Annotated in this window: 14 protein-coding genes; 4 read left to right on the top strand and 10 right to left on the bottom strand. The window is 55.8% G+C overall.

The window, feature by feature from the left end:
* Nucleotides 1–13 precede the first annotated feature (13 nt).
* Nucleotides 14–1,168, bottom strand: a complete 1,155-nt coding sequence (locus QJ48_RS12690; RefSeq protein WP_054973945.1) for a Gfo/Idh/MocA family protein — start codon at nucleotides 1,166–1,168, stop codon at nucleotides 14–16.
* 76 nt (nucleotides 1,169–1,244) lie between these two features.
* Nucleotides 1,245–2,318 carry a LacI family DNA-binding transcriptional regulator gene (locus QJ48_RS12685; RefSeq protein ID WP_193394433.1) on the bottom strand — a complete coding sequence of 358 codons (1,074 nt, stop codon included), beginning with the start codon at nucleotides 2,316–2,318 and terminating at the stop codon, nucleotides 1,245–1,247.
* A gap of 185 nt (nucleotides 2,319–2,503) precedes the next feature.
* Here QJ48_RS12685 and QJ48_RS12680 point away from each other — a divergent pair, with 185 nt between their 5' ends.
* The 3 genes from QJ48_RS12680 to QJ48_RS12670 all read left to right on the top strand — a co-directional run bounded on the left by QJ48_RS12680 (nucleotide 2,504) and on the right by QJ48_RS12670 (nucleotide 5,778).
* Nucleotides 2,504–3,268, top strand: coding sequence for a 4'-phosphopantetheinyl transferase superfamily protein (locus tag QJ48_RS12680; RefSeq protein WP_054973944.1), 765 nt, complete (start codon nucleotides 2,504–2,506; stop codon nucleotides 3,266–3,268).
* 333 nt (nucleotides 3,269–3,601) lie between these two features.
* Entirely contained in the window at nucleotides 3,602–4,297 is a 696-nt protein-coding gene (locus QJ48_RS12675; protein WP_054973943.1) for a response regulator transcription factor, read from the top strand.
* Nucleotides 4,298–4,299: 2 nt separating this feature from the next.
* The gene (locus QJ48_RS12670) at nucleotides 4,300–5,778 is read left to right on the top strand and encodes a HAMP domain-containing sensor histidine kinase (protein WP_054973942.1); all 1,479 of its coding nucleotides are present in this window, start codon (nucleotides 4,300–4,302) and stop codon (nucleotides 5,776–5,778) included.
* A gap of 53 nt (nucleotides 5,779–5,831) precedes the next feature.
* On the opposite strand, the gene QJ48_RS12665 is transcribed toward QJ48_RS12670, so the two are convergent.
* The 7 genes from QJ48_RS12665 to zwf all read right to left on the bottom strand — a co-directional run bounded on the left by QJ48_RS12665 (nucleotide 5,832) and on the right by zwf (nucleotide 14,433).
* Nucleotides 5,832–6,605 (bottom strand): YheC/YheD family protein, encoded by a 774-nt coding sequence (locus QJ48_RS12665; protein WP_054973941.1) that lies wholly within the window; start codon nucleotides 6,603–6,605, stop codon nucleotides 5,832–5,834.
* Nucleotides 6,606–6,882: 277 nt separating this feature from the next.
* On the bottom strand, nucleotides 6,883–7,470 hold the full coding sequence (locus QJ48_RS12660) for an undecaprenyl-diphosphatase (protein WP_054973940.1): 588 nt from the start codon (nucleotides 7,468–7,470) through the stop codon (nucleotides 6,883–6,885).
* A 33-nt stretch (nucleotides 7,471–7,503) separates the two neighbouring features.
* Nucleotides 7,504–8,913, bottom strand: coding sequence for a HAMP domain-containing histidine kinase (locus QJ48_RS12655; protein WP_054973939.1), 1,410 nt, complete (start codon nucleotides 8,911–8,913; stop codon nucleotides 7,504–7,506).
* A complete protein-coding gene (locus QJ48_RS12650; protein WP_054973938.1) occupies nucleotides 8,910–9,590 on the bottom strand; it encodes a response regulator transcription factor in 681 nt (226 codons plus the stop codon). The genes QJ48_RS12655 and QJ48_RS12650 overlap by 4 nt, the downstream gene beginning before the upstream one ends.
* Before the next feature lie 497 nt (nucleotides 9,591–10,087).
* Complete coding sequence (locus QJ48_RS12645) at nucleotides 10,088–11,671, bottom strand: peptide chain release factor 3 (protein ID WP_054973937.1); 1,584 nt, start codon at nucleotides 11,669–11,671, stop codon at nucleotides 10,088–10,090.
* Between the two features lie 27 nt (nucleotides 11,672–11,698).
* Nucleotides 11,699–12,766, bottom strand: coding sequence for a metallophosphoesterase (locus QJ48_RS12640; protein WP_054973936.1), 1,068 nt, complete (start codon nucleotides 12,764–12,766; stop codon nucleotides 11,699–11,701).
* A 146-nt stretch (nucleotides 12,767–12,912) separates the two neighbouring features.
* Complete coding sequence (gene zwf, locus QJ48_RS12635) at nucleotides 12,913–14,433, bottom strand: glucose-6-phosphate dehydrogenase (RefSeq protein WP_054973935.1); 1,521 nt, start codon at nucleotides 14,431–14,433, stop codon at nucleotides 12,913–12,915.
* A gap of 235 nt (nucleotides 14,434–14,668) precedes the next feature.
* Here zwf and QJ48_RS12630 point away from each other — a divergent pair, with 235 nt between their 5' ends.
* Complete coding sequence (locus QJ48_RS12630; RefSeq protein ID WP_054973934.1) at nucleotides 14,669–15,034, top strand: hypothetical protein; 366 nt, start codon at nucleotides 14,669–14,671, stop codon at nucleotides 15,032–15,034.
* 79 nt (nucleotides 15,035–15,113) lie between these two features.
* Here QJ48_RS12630 and QJ48_RS12625 read toward each other — a convergent pair whose 3' ends face one another.
* Nucleotides 15,114–15,560, bottom strand: a complete 447-nt coding sequence (locus QJ48_RS12625) for an N-acetyltransferase (RefSeq protein WP_054973933.1) — start codon at nucleotides 15,558–15,560, stop codon at nucleotides 15,114–15,116.
* Between the last annotated feature and the right edge of the window lie 300 nt (nucleotides 15,561–15,860).

Raw genomic sequence — 15,860 nt, 5'->3', positions numbered from 1 at the left:
CGATGTCCCCTTTCTACACTTCCTGGATAGAAACCCAGCGGCGCTTCGCGATCGACAGATCGACCGCTTCCAGCACCTGCTGACTCTTGACGCCGTCCCTGAAGTTCGGGACCGGCTGCCGATCCTCTCCAATCGCCTGCAGCAGCTCGACCATCTCGTGAATTAAGGTGTGCTCGTAGCCGAACGTATGGCCGGGAGGCCACCACGCTTCCGCATACGCATGAGACGGGTCCGTTGCCAGCACGCGCCGAAAGCCCTGCACGTCGTCCGGATCATCGGCAAAAAAGACCTGCAGTTCATTCATCCGCTCGAAGTCGAATTTAACGCTGCCTTGGCTTCCGTTGATTTCAAATGCATTTCTGCAGCGGCAGCCCCCTGCGGTCCTCGTCGCCTCGAAGCTGCCCAGCGCCCCTCCCGCGAATCGGGCAAGGAACAAGGTTGCGTCGTCGACGGTGACGGGGCCGCGAGCTTGTTGTCCGTCCGCCGCGGCACCTGACGCCGATTCCGTGAACGGCCTTTCCTTGACGAACGTTTCGTTCATTCCGACGACTTCCGTCATATCTCCGATCAGGTAATGCGCCAGGTCGATCAGATGCGCCCCCAAATCGCCGTGAGCGCCGGAGCCGGCCACTTCCTTCCGCAGCCGCCACACGAGCGGGAACTCCGGGTCGATAAGCCAGTCCTGCATAAACCAGGCGCGGAAGTGATAAATTTGCCCCAGACGGCCTTCGTCGATCAGCTTCTTCGCCAGCCGAACTGCTGGAACGAAGCGGTAATTGAAGCCGACCATATGCTTGACGCCGGCCGCTTCCACGGCTCTGAGCATTTCACGGGATTCGGCTAACGTCAAAGCGAGCGGCTTCTCGCAGAACACGTGCTTGCCCGCAGCGGCGGCGGCCAGTACGATCTCCTTATGCACATGGCTCGGCGCATTAATATCGATCAGATCGATATCCTCGCGCTGCAGGAGCTCCCGCCAATCGGTCGTACAGCTTTCCCATCCGAACTGCTCCGCAGCTTGCGCTACGGCTTCGGCATTGCGCCCGCAGATCGTCTTCATCACAGGTTTCGGCACCTTCGGAAAAAACATCGGTACATCCCGGTAAGCATGGCTGTGCGCCTTGCCCATAAACTTGTACCCGATCATCCCTACGCGGACTTGTTTCATCTTCGGCTCCTCCCTCCTTGGACCTGTGGCTTATTACCCTTCGACATCCCTTATCGAATCGGACGCCGCGACAGTGTTACCGCAGGATGCGGCACGATTGCCGCACGACAAGCTTCGTATCCAGCTTCAGTCTGAAGCTCTCCGATGCGCCGCCCGTCTCATTTCCCCCGCCGACGCGTCTCAGCAACCGTTCCGCCGCCAGCCGGCCCATCTCGTAAAACGGTACGGCAACGCTCGTTAGGGGAGGAACGGTTACGCGGGCAGCCTCCGAATCGTCATAGCCGACAATCGCATAATCCCGGCCGGGAACGTGCCCGTACTCGCGGAGCCCTTGCATCAAGCCGATCGCCATCCGGTCGTTCGAGGCGAACACCGCCTCGATCCGCTTCAGGTTCGGATGCATGGCCGATGCCGCTTTCATTCCGCTTGTTCGGCTGTAATTGCCTTCATAGTACAGATGCGCGGGCAGGTCGCCCGGAGCCTTGGCATCCGCCGATAGCAGCCCCGCTTCGCGCATGGCCTGCATGTACCCCCGCAGCCGGTCGCCGCTGTTGGAAAACTCGGGTGAACCGCTCAAAAATGCAATGTCCCGGTATCCCAAGTCGAGCAGATGCCTCACCGCGCGGTAGCTTCCTCCCTCATGATCCGCATCTACTTCATTAAACCGCTCTCCGCTCATATGCTGGTTGATCAGGCAAAACGGGAATCCGCCGTCTTCCAATTTTTTCAGCTCGGCCCGCTCCGAGGGCGTATCGGTCGCTCCGAGAATCACGCAGGCATCCACCTTCTGTGAACGAAAAATACTGCTGTAATCGCTTTCCTCTCCGGGAACGCGAAATTTCAGCAGCATATCGTAGCCTGAAGCCTTCACCTGTTCCCCGATTCCGCTAAGCACTTCGGAGAAATAGTAAGTCGAGAAAATGTGCACTTTCGGCACATAAGGCAGCACGACGCCCAAGTTGCCGCTTCTGCGGCGGGCGAAGCTTTGGGCAATCGCGTTCGGATGATAATTTAATGTTTTGGCGGCCTGAAGCACCCGCTGCCGGGTCTGCTCCTTCATCGGACCGACGTCGTTGAATACGCGGGAAACCGTCGCTTCGGATACTCCCGCCAGCTCTGCAACTTCCTTTCGGGTTACGATAGCAGCCACCTCCTTCAAAATAATGTACGCGCGTTCATTATCTCATGCTCTCTCTTTGTATGTCAACCCTGTATACCGGAGTTCACTTCAATAAAAAGTAAACATTTTCACCTATTGACAGCTTCACAATTATGAGAAACGATTAAATACATAACGACGTTCATCGACGAACGAAGACGAGGGGAGAGGTATCGTTGGACACCTTATTGTACTTGGAGGAACTGGCATTAGTAAGGCCTGACAACCGCTTCAAGGCGCAGCTGTGCCTTGGCAGCCGTACATACCCATATGAAGATACGGAAGCATTGAGCATCCTGCATGAGCAAGAGCTGGCTTACTTCCGGAAGCTTCAATATAAAAGGAAGCACAGCTTTGTGCTCGGCCGCTACTGCGCGAAGCAGGCGATCTCCGCATACGCTCGTATGGCGGAACCCCAGCTTCAACAAATATGGGTGCAGCAGGGGGTGTTCCAACAGCCGGTCATCATGCTTCCGCAAACCGATCCTCTTCAGATCACCATTACGCATTGCGATCATATCGCGGCTGCTATTGCGTTCCCGGAGGCCCACCCATTAGGTATCGACTTGGAGAAAATCGACGGCGCCAACGTCAGTGCCATCGAATCGCAGATTACAGCGCCCGAGAAGCAAATGATTGCAGACACCACACTCGAATACGAGGCCGCGCTTACGATGCTGTGGACCTCCAAGGAATCCTTGTCGAAGATTTTAAAGACCGGACTCATGACCCCGCTCCCCGTATATGAAATCAATCATATGGACATCAGACAAGACTGCATCGTCACCAGCTACACGAACTTCGCCCAATATAGTACCGTATCGTTCCGCGTCGGCCGCTATATGTGCTCGATCACGCATCCGAAAAGAACCGAATTCAAAGTGAACATTCCGGAGATTCAGCGACTTTTCGGTACATCGTGTGCTGTCGATGTACCGTGACCGGAAGCTACGTGAAAGGGATCGCTAACCACAGTTGTGGTAGCCGATCCCTGTTCTTTTTTGAAAGCCTCCCGCAGCCTGGCCTCGCAAACTCAACCAGCATGTTTACGCTCCCCGGTTCAATATCCGGCTTCACCGATATCCAGGTGTTGACTTGGAGCCGACTCCAGCGAATAGAATACGGAGAGAGAGGCGGTGACGAATGTGGATCAGAAACCCTCCCGACAGCCCGCACTAAACGCCTCTCGCTTGACTTGCTATCCCGCTTGGAACCCTCTATGCTGGAGATAACAGACTTAAGCGAACCATTCCGACTTCGATGGAGGTGCCGCAATGAAACTGCTGGTCGCGGAGGACGATACGTCCGTTTGCGAGATGCTGCACTTGTTTTTTCAAAAAGAACAGTATGATACGACCTTCGTTCATGACGGGCTTAGCGCTCAGGAACAGCTTGACCGGTATACGTGGGATTTCGTCATCCTGGACTGGATGCTTCCCGGCAAGGACGGGCTGGCCCTGTGCAAAGATATACGCCGTAAAGGGGAAACGCCGGTCATCCTGCTTACGGCACGGGACCAGGAGCAGGACCGGATTATGGGGCTTGAGCTCGGAGCCGACGATTACGTGAGCAAGCCGTTCAGCCCGATGGAGCTGATCGCCCGCATGAAAGCCGTGCTTCGCCGGTACCATCGAGGCGGCGGGGCTGAGGCAGAAGGGGCCGCCGATCCGCATGAGCTGCTCAAGCACAAGACGATTGTCGTCAACCTGTCCTCTAGGACCGCCACCGTCGGCGGGAATACGATCAGCAACTTAACTCCGAAGGAGTTCGATCTGCTCTCGCTGTTCGTCCGGTATCCCAAACGCGTCTTTACCCGCGAACAGCTGCTGGAAAGCGTATGGGGCTACGATTATTTGGGAGAAGAGCGCACGGTCGATGTCCATATCAAGCGGCTGCGCAATAAAGTGTCTTCGCCGGAGCATCCGCTGATCGTGACTGTCTGGGGCGTAGGCTACAAGCTGGAGGAATGACGATGAAGCTGAGCCATCTGCGGCCGCGCTTCCGGTTTACTTTTTTCCAGCGGCAGTTTCTGTCCCATCTCCTTCTATCCATGCTTATTCTCGTCCTGCTGGCGGCCGGGTTTACTTATTACATGAAGCAGCGAACGTTCGACAACGAGACGGAAGAGCTGGCCGGCGTCTCCAAGGGGATCGTCCGCCTGCTCGCAAAAGACGGAGATGACCCGACCAGCGCGCTGCAAGCGTATCGCACCCTGCTGGCCGAGCGTCGGACGTCGTTCATCCTGTTAGACCAAGCCGGCGAAATCGCCTACCGCGATCCGAAGATGCCCGGCGCGCTGCGGGGCAAGGCGTTCTTGGACGAGCTGCGGTCGCACATATCCGATACCAAGGACAACGAAAGCTTTATCGTCGAACGCGGAACCGAGGAACCGTGGGTCGTCGTTTACAGGCAAACGAAGCTGAAACCGCAAAAAACCGAGCTTCACCTCTTCGTCTTCTCCCCGCTTCACGGCATTCAAGAGACGATGGAGGCGCTTAACCAAGCGCTGATCTATATGATCGTCGTTATTTTCGTACTGGCCGTCGCCGTCAGTTGGCTATTCTCCCGGAGCATGAGCGCCAGCATCCTGTCGCTGCGCCGGACGACCCGCCAAATTGCCGCGGGAGATTACGCCGCCCGATCCACCGTTCGCCGGTCGGACGAGCTAGGCGAGCTCGCGGGCGACTTCAACTCCATGGCCCGGCAGCTCGAGCTCGCCCTGCATAAGCTGCAGCAGTTTGAGACGCGGCGCCGCCATTTTATTATGGACGTGACGCACGAGCTGCGCACGCCGCTTACTTCGATCCGCGGCATCATCGAAGGGCTGAAGAACGATCTCGTCCCCTCGCCGGAGGAGCGAGCCAACTATTACGGCATCATCGAGAAGGAAACGTTCCGCCTGATCCGGCTCATCAACGGGCTGCTCGACATGGAAAAAATCGAAAGCGGCCTCATCACGCTGAACAAAAAACGGACGCCGCTCAAAGAGCTGTTCGAAATCGTTCACGAGTCGCTCGAAGTCTTGATTGAAGAGAAGCGCCTTCACATTCTTATCGAATGCGAGCCGGACCTGCAGGTGTATGCCGACTACGACCGGCTTATGCAAATTCTCATCAATTTGGTCAAAAACAGCATTCAATTTACCGCATACGGCACGATTCGCCTGACCGGCTCCGAAACGGAAACGCATACCGTGATCGTGATCGCGGATACCGGCCGCGGCATGTCCAAGGAAGAGCTGTCCCTCATCTGGGAGCGGTTCTACAAGGCCGATCCGTCCCGGTCCAAGAGCAACAGCGAGACCGGGCTTGGCCTGTCCATCGTCAAGCAGCTCGTCGAAGCCCATGCGGGCACGATCGGAGCGGACAGCACGCCCGGCATCGGCACCTCGTTCATGATCGCGCTGCCCAAAACCGACCGAGCCGCATCCAAGGATGGCGAAGCGGGATAACACCGATTCGGGAGCTGCGCAAGGCCCCTCCTTCATAAAGAACGGACGGCTGCTCAGAGCCGTCCGTATGCTTTGGCGTACCGGTAAATTCTCGCGAAGATGCGCTTATCTTTCAGCTTTCGGAATATATAAGGGTCGGGAGCCGTGTTAATCTCCAAAATCCACGGATGCAGCTTCGCGTCCAGTGCGACGTCCAGCCCGATTTCCTTGAGCCCTCTATACTTCGTACGAAGCTGTCGCGCAACGGAAGTACCGAGCGTGCGCAGCTTTGAGGTTAATCTTGACTTTTTGGCGCTCCCGGCATGCCCCCGCAGCAAAACCTCTACGGGTTTGAGCTTTCCTCCGTTATGCACATTGGTCACAACCTTGCCCGGCGCAGCGACGCGCCCGATCAGTCCTGTCGTCTGCCAGCTCCCGGTCGGAGTCTTCTGCACCATGACGCGAAGATCGAAGCGCCGCTTCTTATATTTGAGCAGATGGATGCCTTTTTGCACCAAGTACATCCGTTTTCGGGTCAATCCCGCGATATGCCTGTATAAGTCATCGTATTGGGTAAAGGTTTGAATTTTCTTTCCGATATGACAGCGGTAAGACGCCCTCCCTTCACGCGCCAGCCGCTCCACCCGCATCACGCCGATGCCGTACGTGCCGCTGTTCGGCTTGACATAAACCATGCCGTACCGGTTCAGCATATTCTGCAAGCTATCGCGGTTCAGCTTGCGCGTCTCGGGAATGTATTTGGCCAGCTTCCGGTTCGGAATCACCACCCGGGTTTTGGCCCATTTGCTCACGATGTAGCTGCTGTAATTCGGTTTGCTCTTCCTCATTTCATCCACCTTTCTTCCTTCGGCCGGAGAACGGCTGGCACCAAGCTTCCCCCATCTCCCTCTGCAACGCCTTTGACGAACCTTCTGCTCCCGCTATCCGGTTCCTCTGAGCCCAAATCTGCCTCATTCATCCATCATAGTGTATGCCTCCCGCCGCTGCATGGTGAGGTATAGTGGCCTACGATAAACGGCCGTAGCAAGCAAACACCGACGGTAAGGAGATTTTCCGCAAAAAAAGACAGCTGCCGCAATGCAGGCAACTGCTCCAAAAGCTCTTCTACGATTTATAGCCGAGCTTGCGCTCGATTTTTTCAAAAAAAGCCAAGCCTGCGGCCAACCAGCGCCGGGCGAGCGTCCATTGGGTGAACAGCTTGTTTACGGCTACGGCGGAGCCGATGCCAAGCAGTGCTCCGACGGTTACGTCTATCGGATAATGGACGCCTGTCCAGATCCGGGACAAAGCGATCAATGCGGCCAGCGCAAGCCAGACGGACCCGTCCTTACGGCGGTACAGCCAGATCGAGGTGGCGATGACGAAAGCGCCGATGGCATGGCTGCTTGGAAACGACGCATTGGCCGCATGCTCGATCAACTGATGAACCTCGTGGCTGACGAACGGCCGGTTCCGGTAAAACAACATACCGATCAGCGAGCCGATCCCCATCGCCAAAGCAGCGGAACAGAGCGCTTTCGCCACCATCCGGCGATTCTCTTGTGTTCGGGTAAACCAATACACGAGGATGCCCAAATAAAAGAAATATTCCGCATATTCCGCGAAAAAGCGCATCCACACGTTAAGCGTCGTATGATCGACAGCCAACCCGTTGATCATTTCGAATAAGTCATAGTCCCATTTCAATAACATACGCGATCTCTCCTCTTCCCGTTATCCGTTCCGTTAACGGCTGAACGGCAATTGTACCGTCACCGTTGTTCCCTGGTTTTCTTCGCTTTCCAAACGTATGTCCCCATGATATTTCTCGACGAGCCGCTTGGCGATCGAAAGTCCCAGGCCGCTGCCGCCGCGTTTGCGGCTGCGGGCTTTGTCCACCCGGTAAAACCGGTCGAATACATGCTCCACTTCGTCTTTCGGAATGCCCATTCCGTAATCGCGGATGACGATGCGAAGCAGAGTATCTTCTACCATGACGGCTGAAACGTGGATTTTGTTTCTTTCGGTCGAATATTTCACCGCATTATCCAACAAAATCAACAAGATTTGTTTGATGTGATTGGGAACCAGCCGGATTTGGACGCCTTTCAGCGCATCCACATCCGTCGTAATCTCGAATTCGGGATGAACGACGGAGACGTTCTTCACGATTTGAGCGATGGTTTCTCCCAGATCGAACAGCTCGATGGCACCGTCCGGACTGGCATTTTCCGCACGGGTAAGCTCCAGCAGCTCCTGCACGAGCCCCTTCAGACGCTCCAGCTCCTCAAGCGAAGCGCGGAGCGATTCGTCTACGAGAGCCGGATCGCGCTTGCCCCAACGGTTCAACATCGACAAATGTCCGGAAATGATCGCAATCGGGGTCCGCAGCTCGTGCGAAGCGTCTTCTACGAATTGCTTTTGCTTGCGGAACGATGTTTCCAATTGATCCATCATCTCGTTGAACACATGGGCCAGCGCCGAAATCTCATCCTTATTGTCGTAAAAAGGCACCCGCTCCTGCAGTCCGTTCCGCTGGATTCTTCTCATCGTTTCCGTTATGCTTTGGACCGGTCTCAGCAGCCGCCCGGCCAGAAGCAAGCCGCCCAGGCCGCTCAGCAGCACCGCCCCGACGCCGCCCAGAATCATGACCAGCGTGACGACCCCTTTCAGCTCGTCGAACGTCTCCAGATTGCTGACGATTTCAATCGTGCCGCGGAATTTCTCCGATACGATCGGGGCGCGCAGAACGAGCAGATGATCCTCTTGATGCCACACGCTTTCAAGCTCGGTCTTCGTGACCGGACGCGGCGCCACCCAATCCTCCGGCAGCGCCGTAAGCACCGTCAGCACCGGCGCTCCCTCGACGTCCAAAATTCGGATCAATTGATTTTTTTGATTGATGCTCTGGATAAAATGCCTGCTCCTGACGATTTGGGCGGCATCCAGTATATCGCTTTTTTCCGTGAAATAACTTTGCAGCTCGCCCATCGTTTTGCGCACCGACTCCACTTCGCGGCTGCTCATCCATTGGTTGATGCCTATATATTGAACGGCGTTATAGACTGTAAACAAGACGAACAGCATGAAAGCCGACCATAGGGTCATCTGCCATTTGATCGGCAGCCGGGTGAAGCGCATTCGCAGCTTTTTCATGACCGGATGACGTAGCCGATGCCGCGGACGGTTTGAATATAGCTCCGCTGCGCCGGGTCGTCGATTTTGTTGCGCAAATAGCGGACGTATACATCGACCACGTTCGTCTCGACTTCGCAGTCGTGCCCCCAGACAAGATCAAGCAGCATATCCCGGCTTAATACCCGGTCCCTATGGTTCATAAGTACCAGCAGCAGCTCGTATTCACGCTTGGTCAGCTCCAGAACCATTCCGGCCTTGCTTACAGTCCCGGCAACCGGATCAATCCGAAGATCGCGGTACGCCAACGCCGCTTGCGCTGCGCCGCTCCCCCGCTTGCTCCGCCGGATTACCGCCCGAATCCGCGCCAGCAATTCCTCGATCGCGAACGGTTTCGGCAGATAATCGTCCGCTCCGCTGTCCAGCCCCGATACGCGATCCATGATACTGTCGCGGGCCGTCAGCATAATGACGGGCGTCGCGAAGCCGGCACGGCGAATGCCGCGGCACACCTCGAAGCCGTGCAGTCCCGGCAGCATCGCATCAAGGAGAATGGCGTCCCAGGCATCGCGGGTCGCGGTTTCCAGACCTTCCTGACCGCTTCCGACGACGGTAACGGCATAGCCTTGGTGCATCAATTCCAATTCCATAAAACGGGCAAAATTTCGCTCGTCTTCCACGATAAGAATCTTTTTCATCCTGTTCCCTCTGGTTGCGCTAGAAATAGTAAAAAAGCGGCAATCGTATCGATCCTATTATTGCCCTTAGCCGCAGCTTTAACTATACACAACGAAGATGAAAATTCGATGAGAAAAGAGTAAAATTTTCGCTTCCGCTTACCATCCAAAAAAAGTGAATGGCCGGCCGGGCTCCGCGTCCCAACCGACCGGCAATTCGTGGCGTGTCTAGCCTCCGTTCAAGGCAGCCCATACGTTTTGGATTAAGGAATATACAAGCGCGACCGCCATCGATCCTACCGAGACGATAACGTATAAACGGAACGGGTTTTTAATGAGTCGGGGGTAATGATCCAGACGCTTGGGTGTAGATACCCCAATAAGCATCCCTCCCGTTCCCATTTTCCTTCCACTGCATCCCTATTTTATCAAACTTAGCCACTCCCGGCAAAAAAAGAACAGCCCTCGTTCGGTCTATAAAGACCGCGAAGGGCTGTCTGCTTGTCAAATCGGCGCTATTAAGGCGCAGTCTCCAGAAATTTCAAGTTCGGATTTTTCTCCATCGCCGTGCGCAGCGCATATTCGTTCTCGAACAGCGCCACGTAATTGTCTTTCTTATCCTTCACCAGCTGCGAGTTGATCCGGAACTTGGCCGGATCGATGTCGTCGCCGACGAGCCACCGCGCGAACTGGTAGGTCATCCGGGACAGCTGCACCTCGCTGCTGTACTCCGCTTTCATCCGGTATTCGAACACCTCGAACTGGAGCTGTCCGACGACGCCGAGAATCAAATCCTCGAAGCCGATCGTTTTGAACACCTGAATGGTGCCCTCCTCGGTCAATTGGTCCACGCCCTTCTGGAACTGCTTGTGCTTCAGCGCGTTTTTGACCGTCACTTTGGAGAACAACTCCGGGGAGAACGTCGGCAGCTCGTCGAATTCCAAGCCGCCGCCTTGGCACAGCGAATCCCCGATGCGGAAAATACCCGGGTCGAACAGTCCGATAATGTCGCCGGGATAAGCGTCCTCGACAATATCGCGGTCCTGCGCGAGAAATTGCTGCGGCTGCGCCAGCTTGATGTCTTTGCCGACCCGCACGTGCTTCACCGACATGCCCCGCTCGAATTTGCCGGAGCAAATCCGCAGGAAAGCGATCCGGTCGCGGTGAGCCGGGTTCATGTTCGCCTGAATTTTGAAAATGTACCCGGAAAACTTCTCGTGCAGCGGATCGACCATGCCTTCGTTGCTTTTGCGCGGCGTCGGCGTCGGGGCCAGCTGCAGGAAATTCTCAAGGAACGTCTGCACGCCGAAATTGTTGATCGCACTACCGAAGAATACGGGCGTCAGCTCGCCCTTCTGTACCTTCTCGTAGTCGAACTCGTCCCCCGCCACATCGAGCAGCTCCAAGTCCTGCACCAATTGGTCGTAAAAAAATTCGCCTGCGATTTCCTTCACGACCGGGTCGTCGTAGCCGCTTACTTTGCGCACTTGGATTTCTTTGTGATCGTCGCCCTGGAACAGCTCGACCTGCGTCAGCTTCCGGTCGTACACGCCGTGAAACTGTTTGCCCATCCCGATCGGCCAGTTCATCGGATACGAGCGGATACCCAGCACCTGCTCCAGCTCTTCGAGCAGATCGAACGGATTCTGGCCTTCACGGTCCAGCTTGTTGATGAACGTGAAGATCGGAATGCCCCGCTTGCGGCATACCTGGAACAGCTTTTTCGTCTGGGCCTCGACCCCTTTGGCCGAGTCGATCAGCATGACGGCGCTGTCCGCCGCCGTTAACGTCCGATACGTGTCTTCGCTGAAGTCTTGGTGGCCCGGGGTGTCGAGAATATTGACCCGATGCCCTTCATAATCGAACTGCATCACACTGGAGGTGACCGAAATCCCTCTCTGCTTCTCGATTTCCATCCAGTCGCTCGTCGCATGGCGGTTCGCCTTGCGCCCTTTGACCGTACCGGCCAGCCGAATCGCGCCCCCGAACAGCAGCAGCTTCTCGGTCAAGGTCGTCTTCCCCGCGTCGGGGTGGGAGATGATGGCGAAGGTGCGCCGCTTCTGTACTTCTTCTTTTAATTTCTCGGATAATCCGGTGCTCATATCAGTTAATTCCTTCCTCAATCTTATTCAAGTCAGCTTGACGGTCCAGTCGGCTTCCTTCAGCCACGTTCCCGACTCGAACGCCCGGCCGCGCAGCGTCACTTTGTCTCGGTATACCTGCACATACAATCCTTGCGCCTTCTCCTTGGCCGCATTTTGATAGCTGCGGTTCAGCACGCGTCCGACCGAGGAGTTATGAAAATAGTGAAAGCTTTCTTTGACATAATGCTCCACCGTGCCTTGAAAATCCTGATGCCGGTGTCCGCAGAACACGAACACGTTTTTGTAAGGCTTCAAGAGCTCGCGGAATTTTTTCGCCGGAATCAATTGGTGCATCCCCCCGTCTTGTCCGGCGGGCGGCAGCGGCTGATGGGTCATGATGAAGACGGGCTTGCCGTCCTTGTGCGAAGCCAGCCGTTCCTTCAGCCAATCCAATTGTTCGTCGGAATACCATGCCCCTTCGCCTACCTCAGGCTTCTCCTGCACATAGGCCTCCTGCGACAGCAGGATCAAGTGGTACCCTTTCTCCCAAGCGTCGTGATAAGGCTTCGACAATCCGAAAAACTTCTGGAACCGCTCGCGCGATTGCCAGTCGGTCTTGCCGTTGGGCATCGTGTCTTTATTGAAATCCCCTTTCCGGTCGATCCAAATGTCATAATAATCGTGGTTGCCCATGTTGGCGTAAACCGGAGGCAGCTTGTAAGCGGACAACGTTTTTTTCAGCTCTTTGTAGTCCCTCTCCCGCCCGTAGTCGGTCACGTCGCCCGTCAGCACCAGCGCCTCGACCGGCGATTCGAACTGCTTCATATCGTCAAGCGCTTGCTTCAAATGCCGGACCGTATTCGGATCGTCAGGCGATACGTGCAAATCGCTGAGAATCATGAACGAGAACAACGGCGCTGCCGGATTCCCCGCCGCCAGATCGGGATTCGTCCCCAGTTCCGTCTTTGGCAGTACGATGCCGTCCGGCGCTTGTACCCCGCCGACCGTCTGCCGGTCGACCGATTGCTGCAGCAGCTTGATCAGTCCTGCGAGCGCCGCCCCGATCATAACCAAAAGTCCGAGCATCCAGCGTATAAAAGCGCGTCTGGACATGTAAAGATCCCCCTTGCGTTAGCCGGCACTGTACACTCCATCATACCATATTTCAAGAGGTGAAAAAAAGACGCAACATGCGCCAGCAAAAAAGAGCAGAACCCGGCGCAACCGGATCTGCTCTTTCGGTTTCTTTCGTCTATCCATTACATTTGGGTATGTCCCCAAGTGACTTCGCCTTCGTCCTGCCCGTTGACCGGCCACCAGCGGAAGCCGTCTTCGGCAACGAGCTGCTGTCCCTGCTCCGGTCCCCAAGTGCCTGCCGTGTACAGGTGCAAATCGTCCGTACGCTCGCCCCAGGCGGAGGCGATTTTGTCGACATATTTCCATGCCAGCGCGACCTCGTCCCAGCGGGTGAAATACGTGGAATCCCCGCGGGCGGCGTCGTAGAGCAGCCGCTCGTACGCTTCCGGCGTGTTCAGCCCGACCTGGCAGCTCTGGCAGAAATCCATCGCGACCGGAACGATCGTTCCTTCCGATCCCGGCTGTTTGGCGTTCATTTTGAAGTAAATGCCTTCCATCGGATTGACGCGGAACACGAGCAGGTTCGGCTCCAGCTTGTGCTTGCGTGACAAGTAAACGTTGTTCGGCACGTTCTTGAACTCGACGACCACTTCCGTCGTTTTCACCGGCAATCGTTTTCCCGTCCGGATATAGAACGGAACGCCGGCCCAGCGGAAGTTGTCCACGAATACGCGTGCGGCGAAATACGTCTCCGTCGTCGACTCCGGATTGACCTTGTCTTCGTCGCGGTAGCCGCGCACCTGCTCGCCTTTGATATTGCCGGCGGTGTACTGTCCGCGCACCGTATTGGCCCGCACCTCCGACGCCGTCTGGAAGCCGCGCAGACTGCGGAACACCTTCACCTTCTCGTCGCGGATATCCTCCGGATGCATCCGGCTCGGGGGCTCCATCGCCATGATGGCCAGCATCTGCAGCATGTGGTTTTGTCCCATGTCGCGCAGTGCGCCCGAATGCTCGTAATAGCCGCCGCGTTCTTCCACGCCTACGGTTTCGCTCAGCGTGATTTGAATGTTGGCGATGTACTTATTGTTCCAAAGCGGCTCGAAAAAGGCGTTCGCGAACCGGACGACGTTGATGTTCTGCACCATTTCCTTGCCAAGGTAATGGTCGATGCGGTAAATGTCCTGCTCCTCGAACACCTGGCGGATTTCGGCGTTCAGCTTCTCAGCGGACGGAAGATCGTAGCCGAACGGCTTCTCGATCACAAGCCGGTGCCAGCCGGCCCCTTCCAATAGTCCGCCCGCCTTGAGATTGTGCGACACATTGCCGAACAGCTCCGGCGCCAAGGCCAAGTAAAACAACCGGTTGCCGCCGATGTCGAATTTGACGTCGAGCCGGTCGGTCAGCTCGCGGAGCTGCCGGAAGCCGTCAACGTTATTAATGTCCAGCGACATGTATTCAAAATGCTCGGCAAACGCATCCCATTGCTCGTCCTTCGTCACGTTGTAGCGTGCGAATTCTTGAATCGATTCGTAGACGTCGTCGCGGAACTGGTCGTTCGTGCGCGAACGCCGCGCGAGGCCGATTACCGCAAATCGGTCGCCCAGCTTGCGCTCACGGTACAGGCTGTAAAACGCCGGGAATAACTTGCGCCGGGCCAAGTCCCCGGTCGCTCCGAAAATCAAAAACACGGCACTCGTCATGGCTTCAGGTCCTCGTTCTTTCTATAGAGAATAGGAGATAAGGAACGGCAATTGTTTCCTGTCCGTTCCCTTTACCCCTTTAGCATATCGAAAACCGACAAGAGATTCAATACTCTGTCGAATGCAAGCGCGTTCACGGAAAATAGGCATGCGCATACAGGACATTTGTCCCGTACAACCGGCACAAATGCCGCATAGTCTGAAGTGTAGAAATCAACTTCGGAGGTGACCTCGCGTGAGACCGATTCATCCGATTAACGAAGAACAATGCAGGCCGTATTACGGCCAACCGGTTTTCATTATATTGAAGGACGGTACGGAGCTTGTCGGGACGCTCAGCCGATTGGACAAAGGAAAGCTCTATTTGAACGAGACGGCGGCCGGCATTCAATCGAATGCAAGCACGTCCGCCAAAAGCAAACGAAGCGGAGCAAACAGCAGCAGTCTGGGAAAAGCCCGCGCCCAAACGAAAAAATCCGACAGGCCGACAACAACCGCCGCGAACGAAGCGTTCCCCGTGCCGTATCCGGACTCCGAGCTGTTTGGCAGTCCCTTTGAATTGGACGTCGCCAGCGTAGGGGCCTTGATCGTGCCCAGCTAACGCCGCCAGCATAACGCAAAAACACCAAGGCTTTCCCCGCTATCGTTCGGGAGAGCCTTGGTGTCGGCAGCATCTGCGGTTAGCCCAGCCGCTTCATCATCATGTAGCAGCGAAGCCTGGCGTCGTAGTGAACCGTATCGTAGCCTTTTCGTACATAGAAAGTCTGAGCTTGCGTATTCGCATCGTCCACCCATAACACCACTTCGCGGCATCCCCGGTCCCCCGCCGTACGCTCCGCCTGACGCATCAAGCGCGTGCCGATGCCGCGGCCCTGAAACTTCGGATTCACCGCCAGCATATCGACGGACAGGCGCTTATCCCGATCCACGCGCAGTGCAATAAATCCGACCGGCAAGCGTCCGGCCGCGGTATCGACGTATGTGACACAGGATTTCAACCGTTTGAGAATATCTGTACGGCTCACGCGAAGATCGGGTACCGTCTGCCGCGCAAAGGGAAGGAGCAGCTTTTCCACCAATCCGTATATCATGCCGTCGTCCTGCCGGGGAATGCGTTTTCGGAGCATGGCTAAGACCGCCTTTCTGCGCATAAAGTTTAAGTACTTTATCGTATGACAGGCGGTGGCGGAACGTTAAGAAGAAATGATCGCGAGGCGAAAAAAAAGCATGCCGCGTTACTTTTTGTACTTTTTGCCGACAAACATCATAAACAGCACGCTGACAAGCAAAACGGCGGCGATGACAATCCATTGAACCCAATTCATGTGCTGACGCGAGCTCCTTTGCCAGGTTTTGATTGATAAATCATCATACTGCATCCTTTTGCAGCCTGTCAAGCATGTATCCGTTTACGGACGGAATGTCTT

The sequence above is a fragment of the Paenibacillus sp. A3 genome, assembly GCF_001399685.1.
GTDB lineage: Bacteria > Bacillota > Bacilli > Paenibacillales > NBRC-103111 > Paenibacillus_G.
Note: the sequence above shows the minus strand (reverse complement) of the source record. Positions and strands in the feature narration are given on the sequence as shown.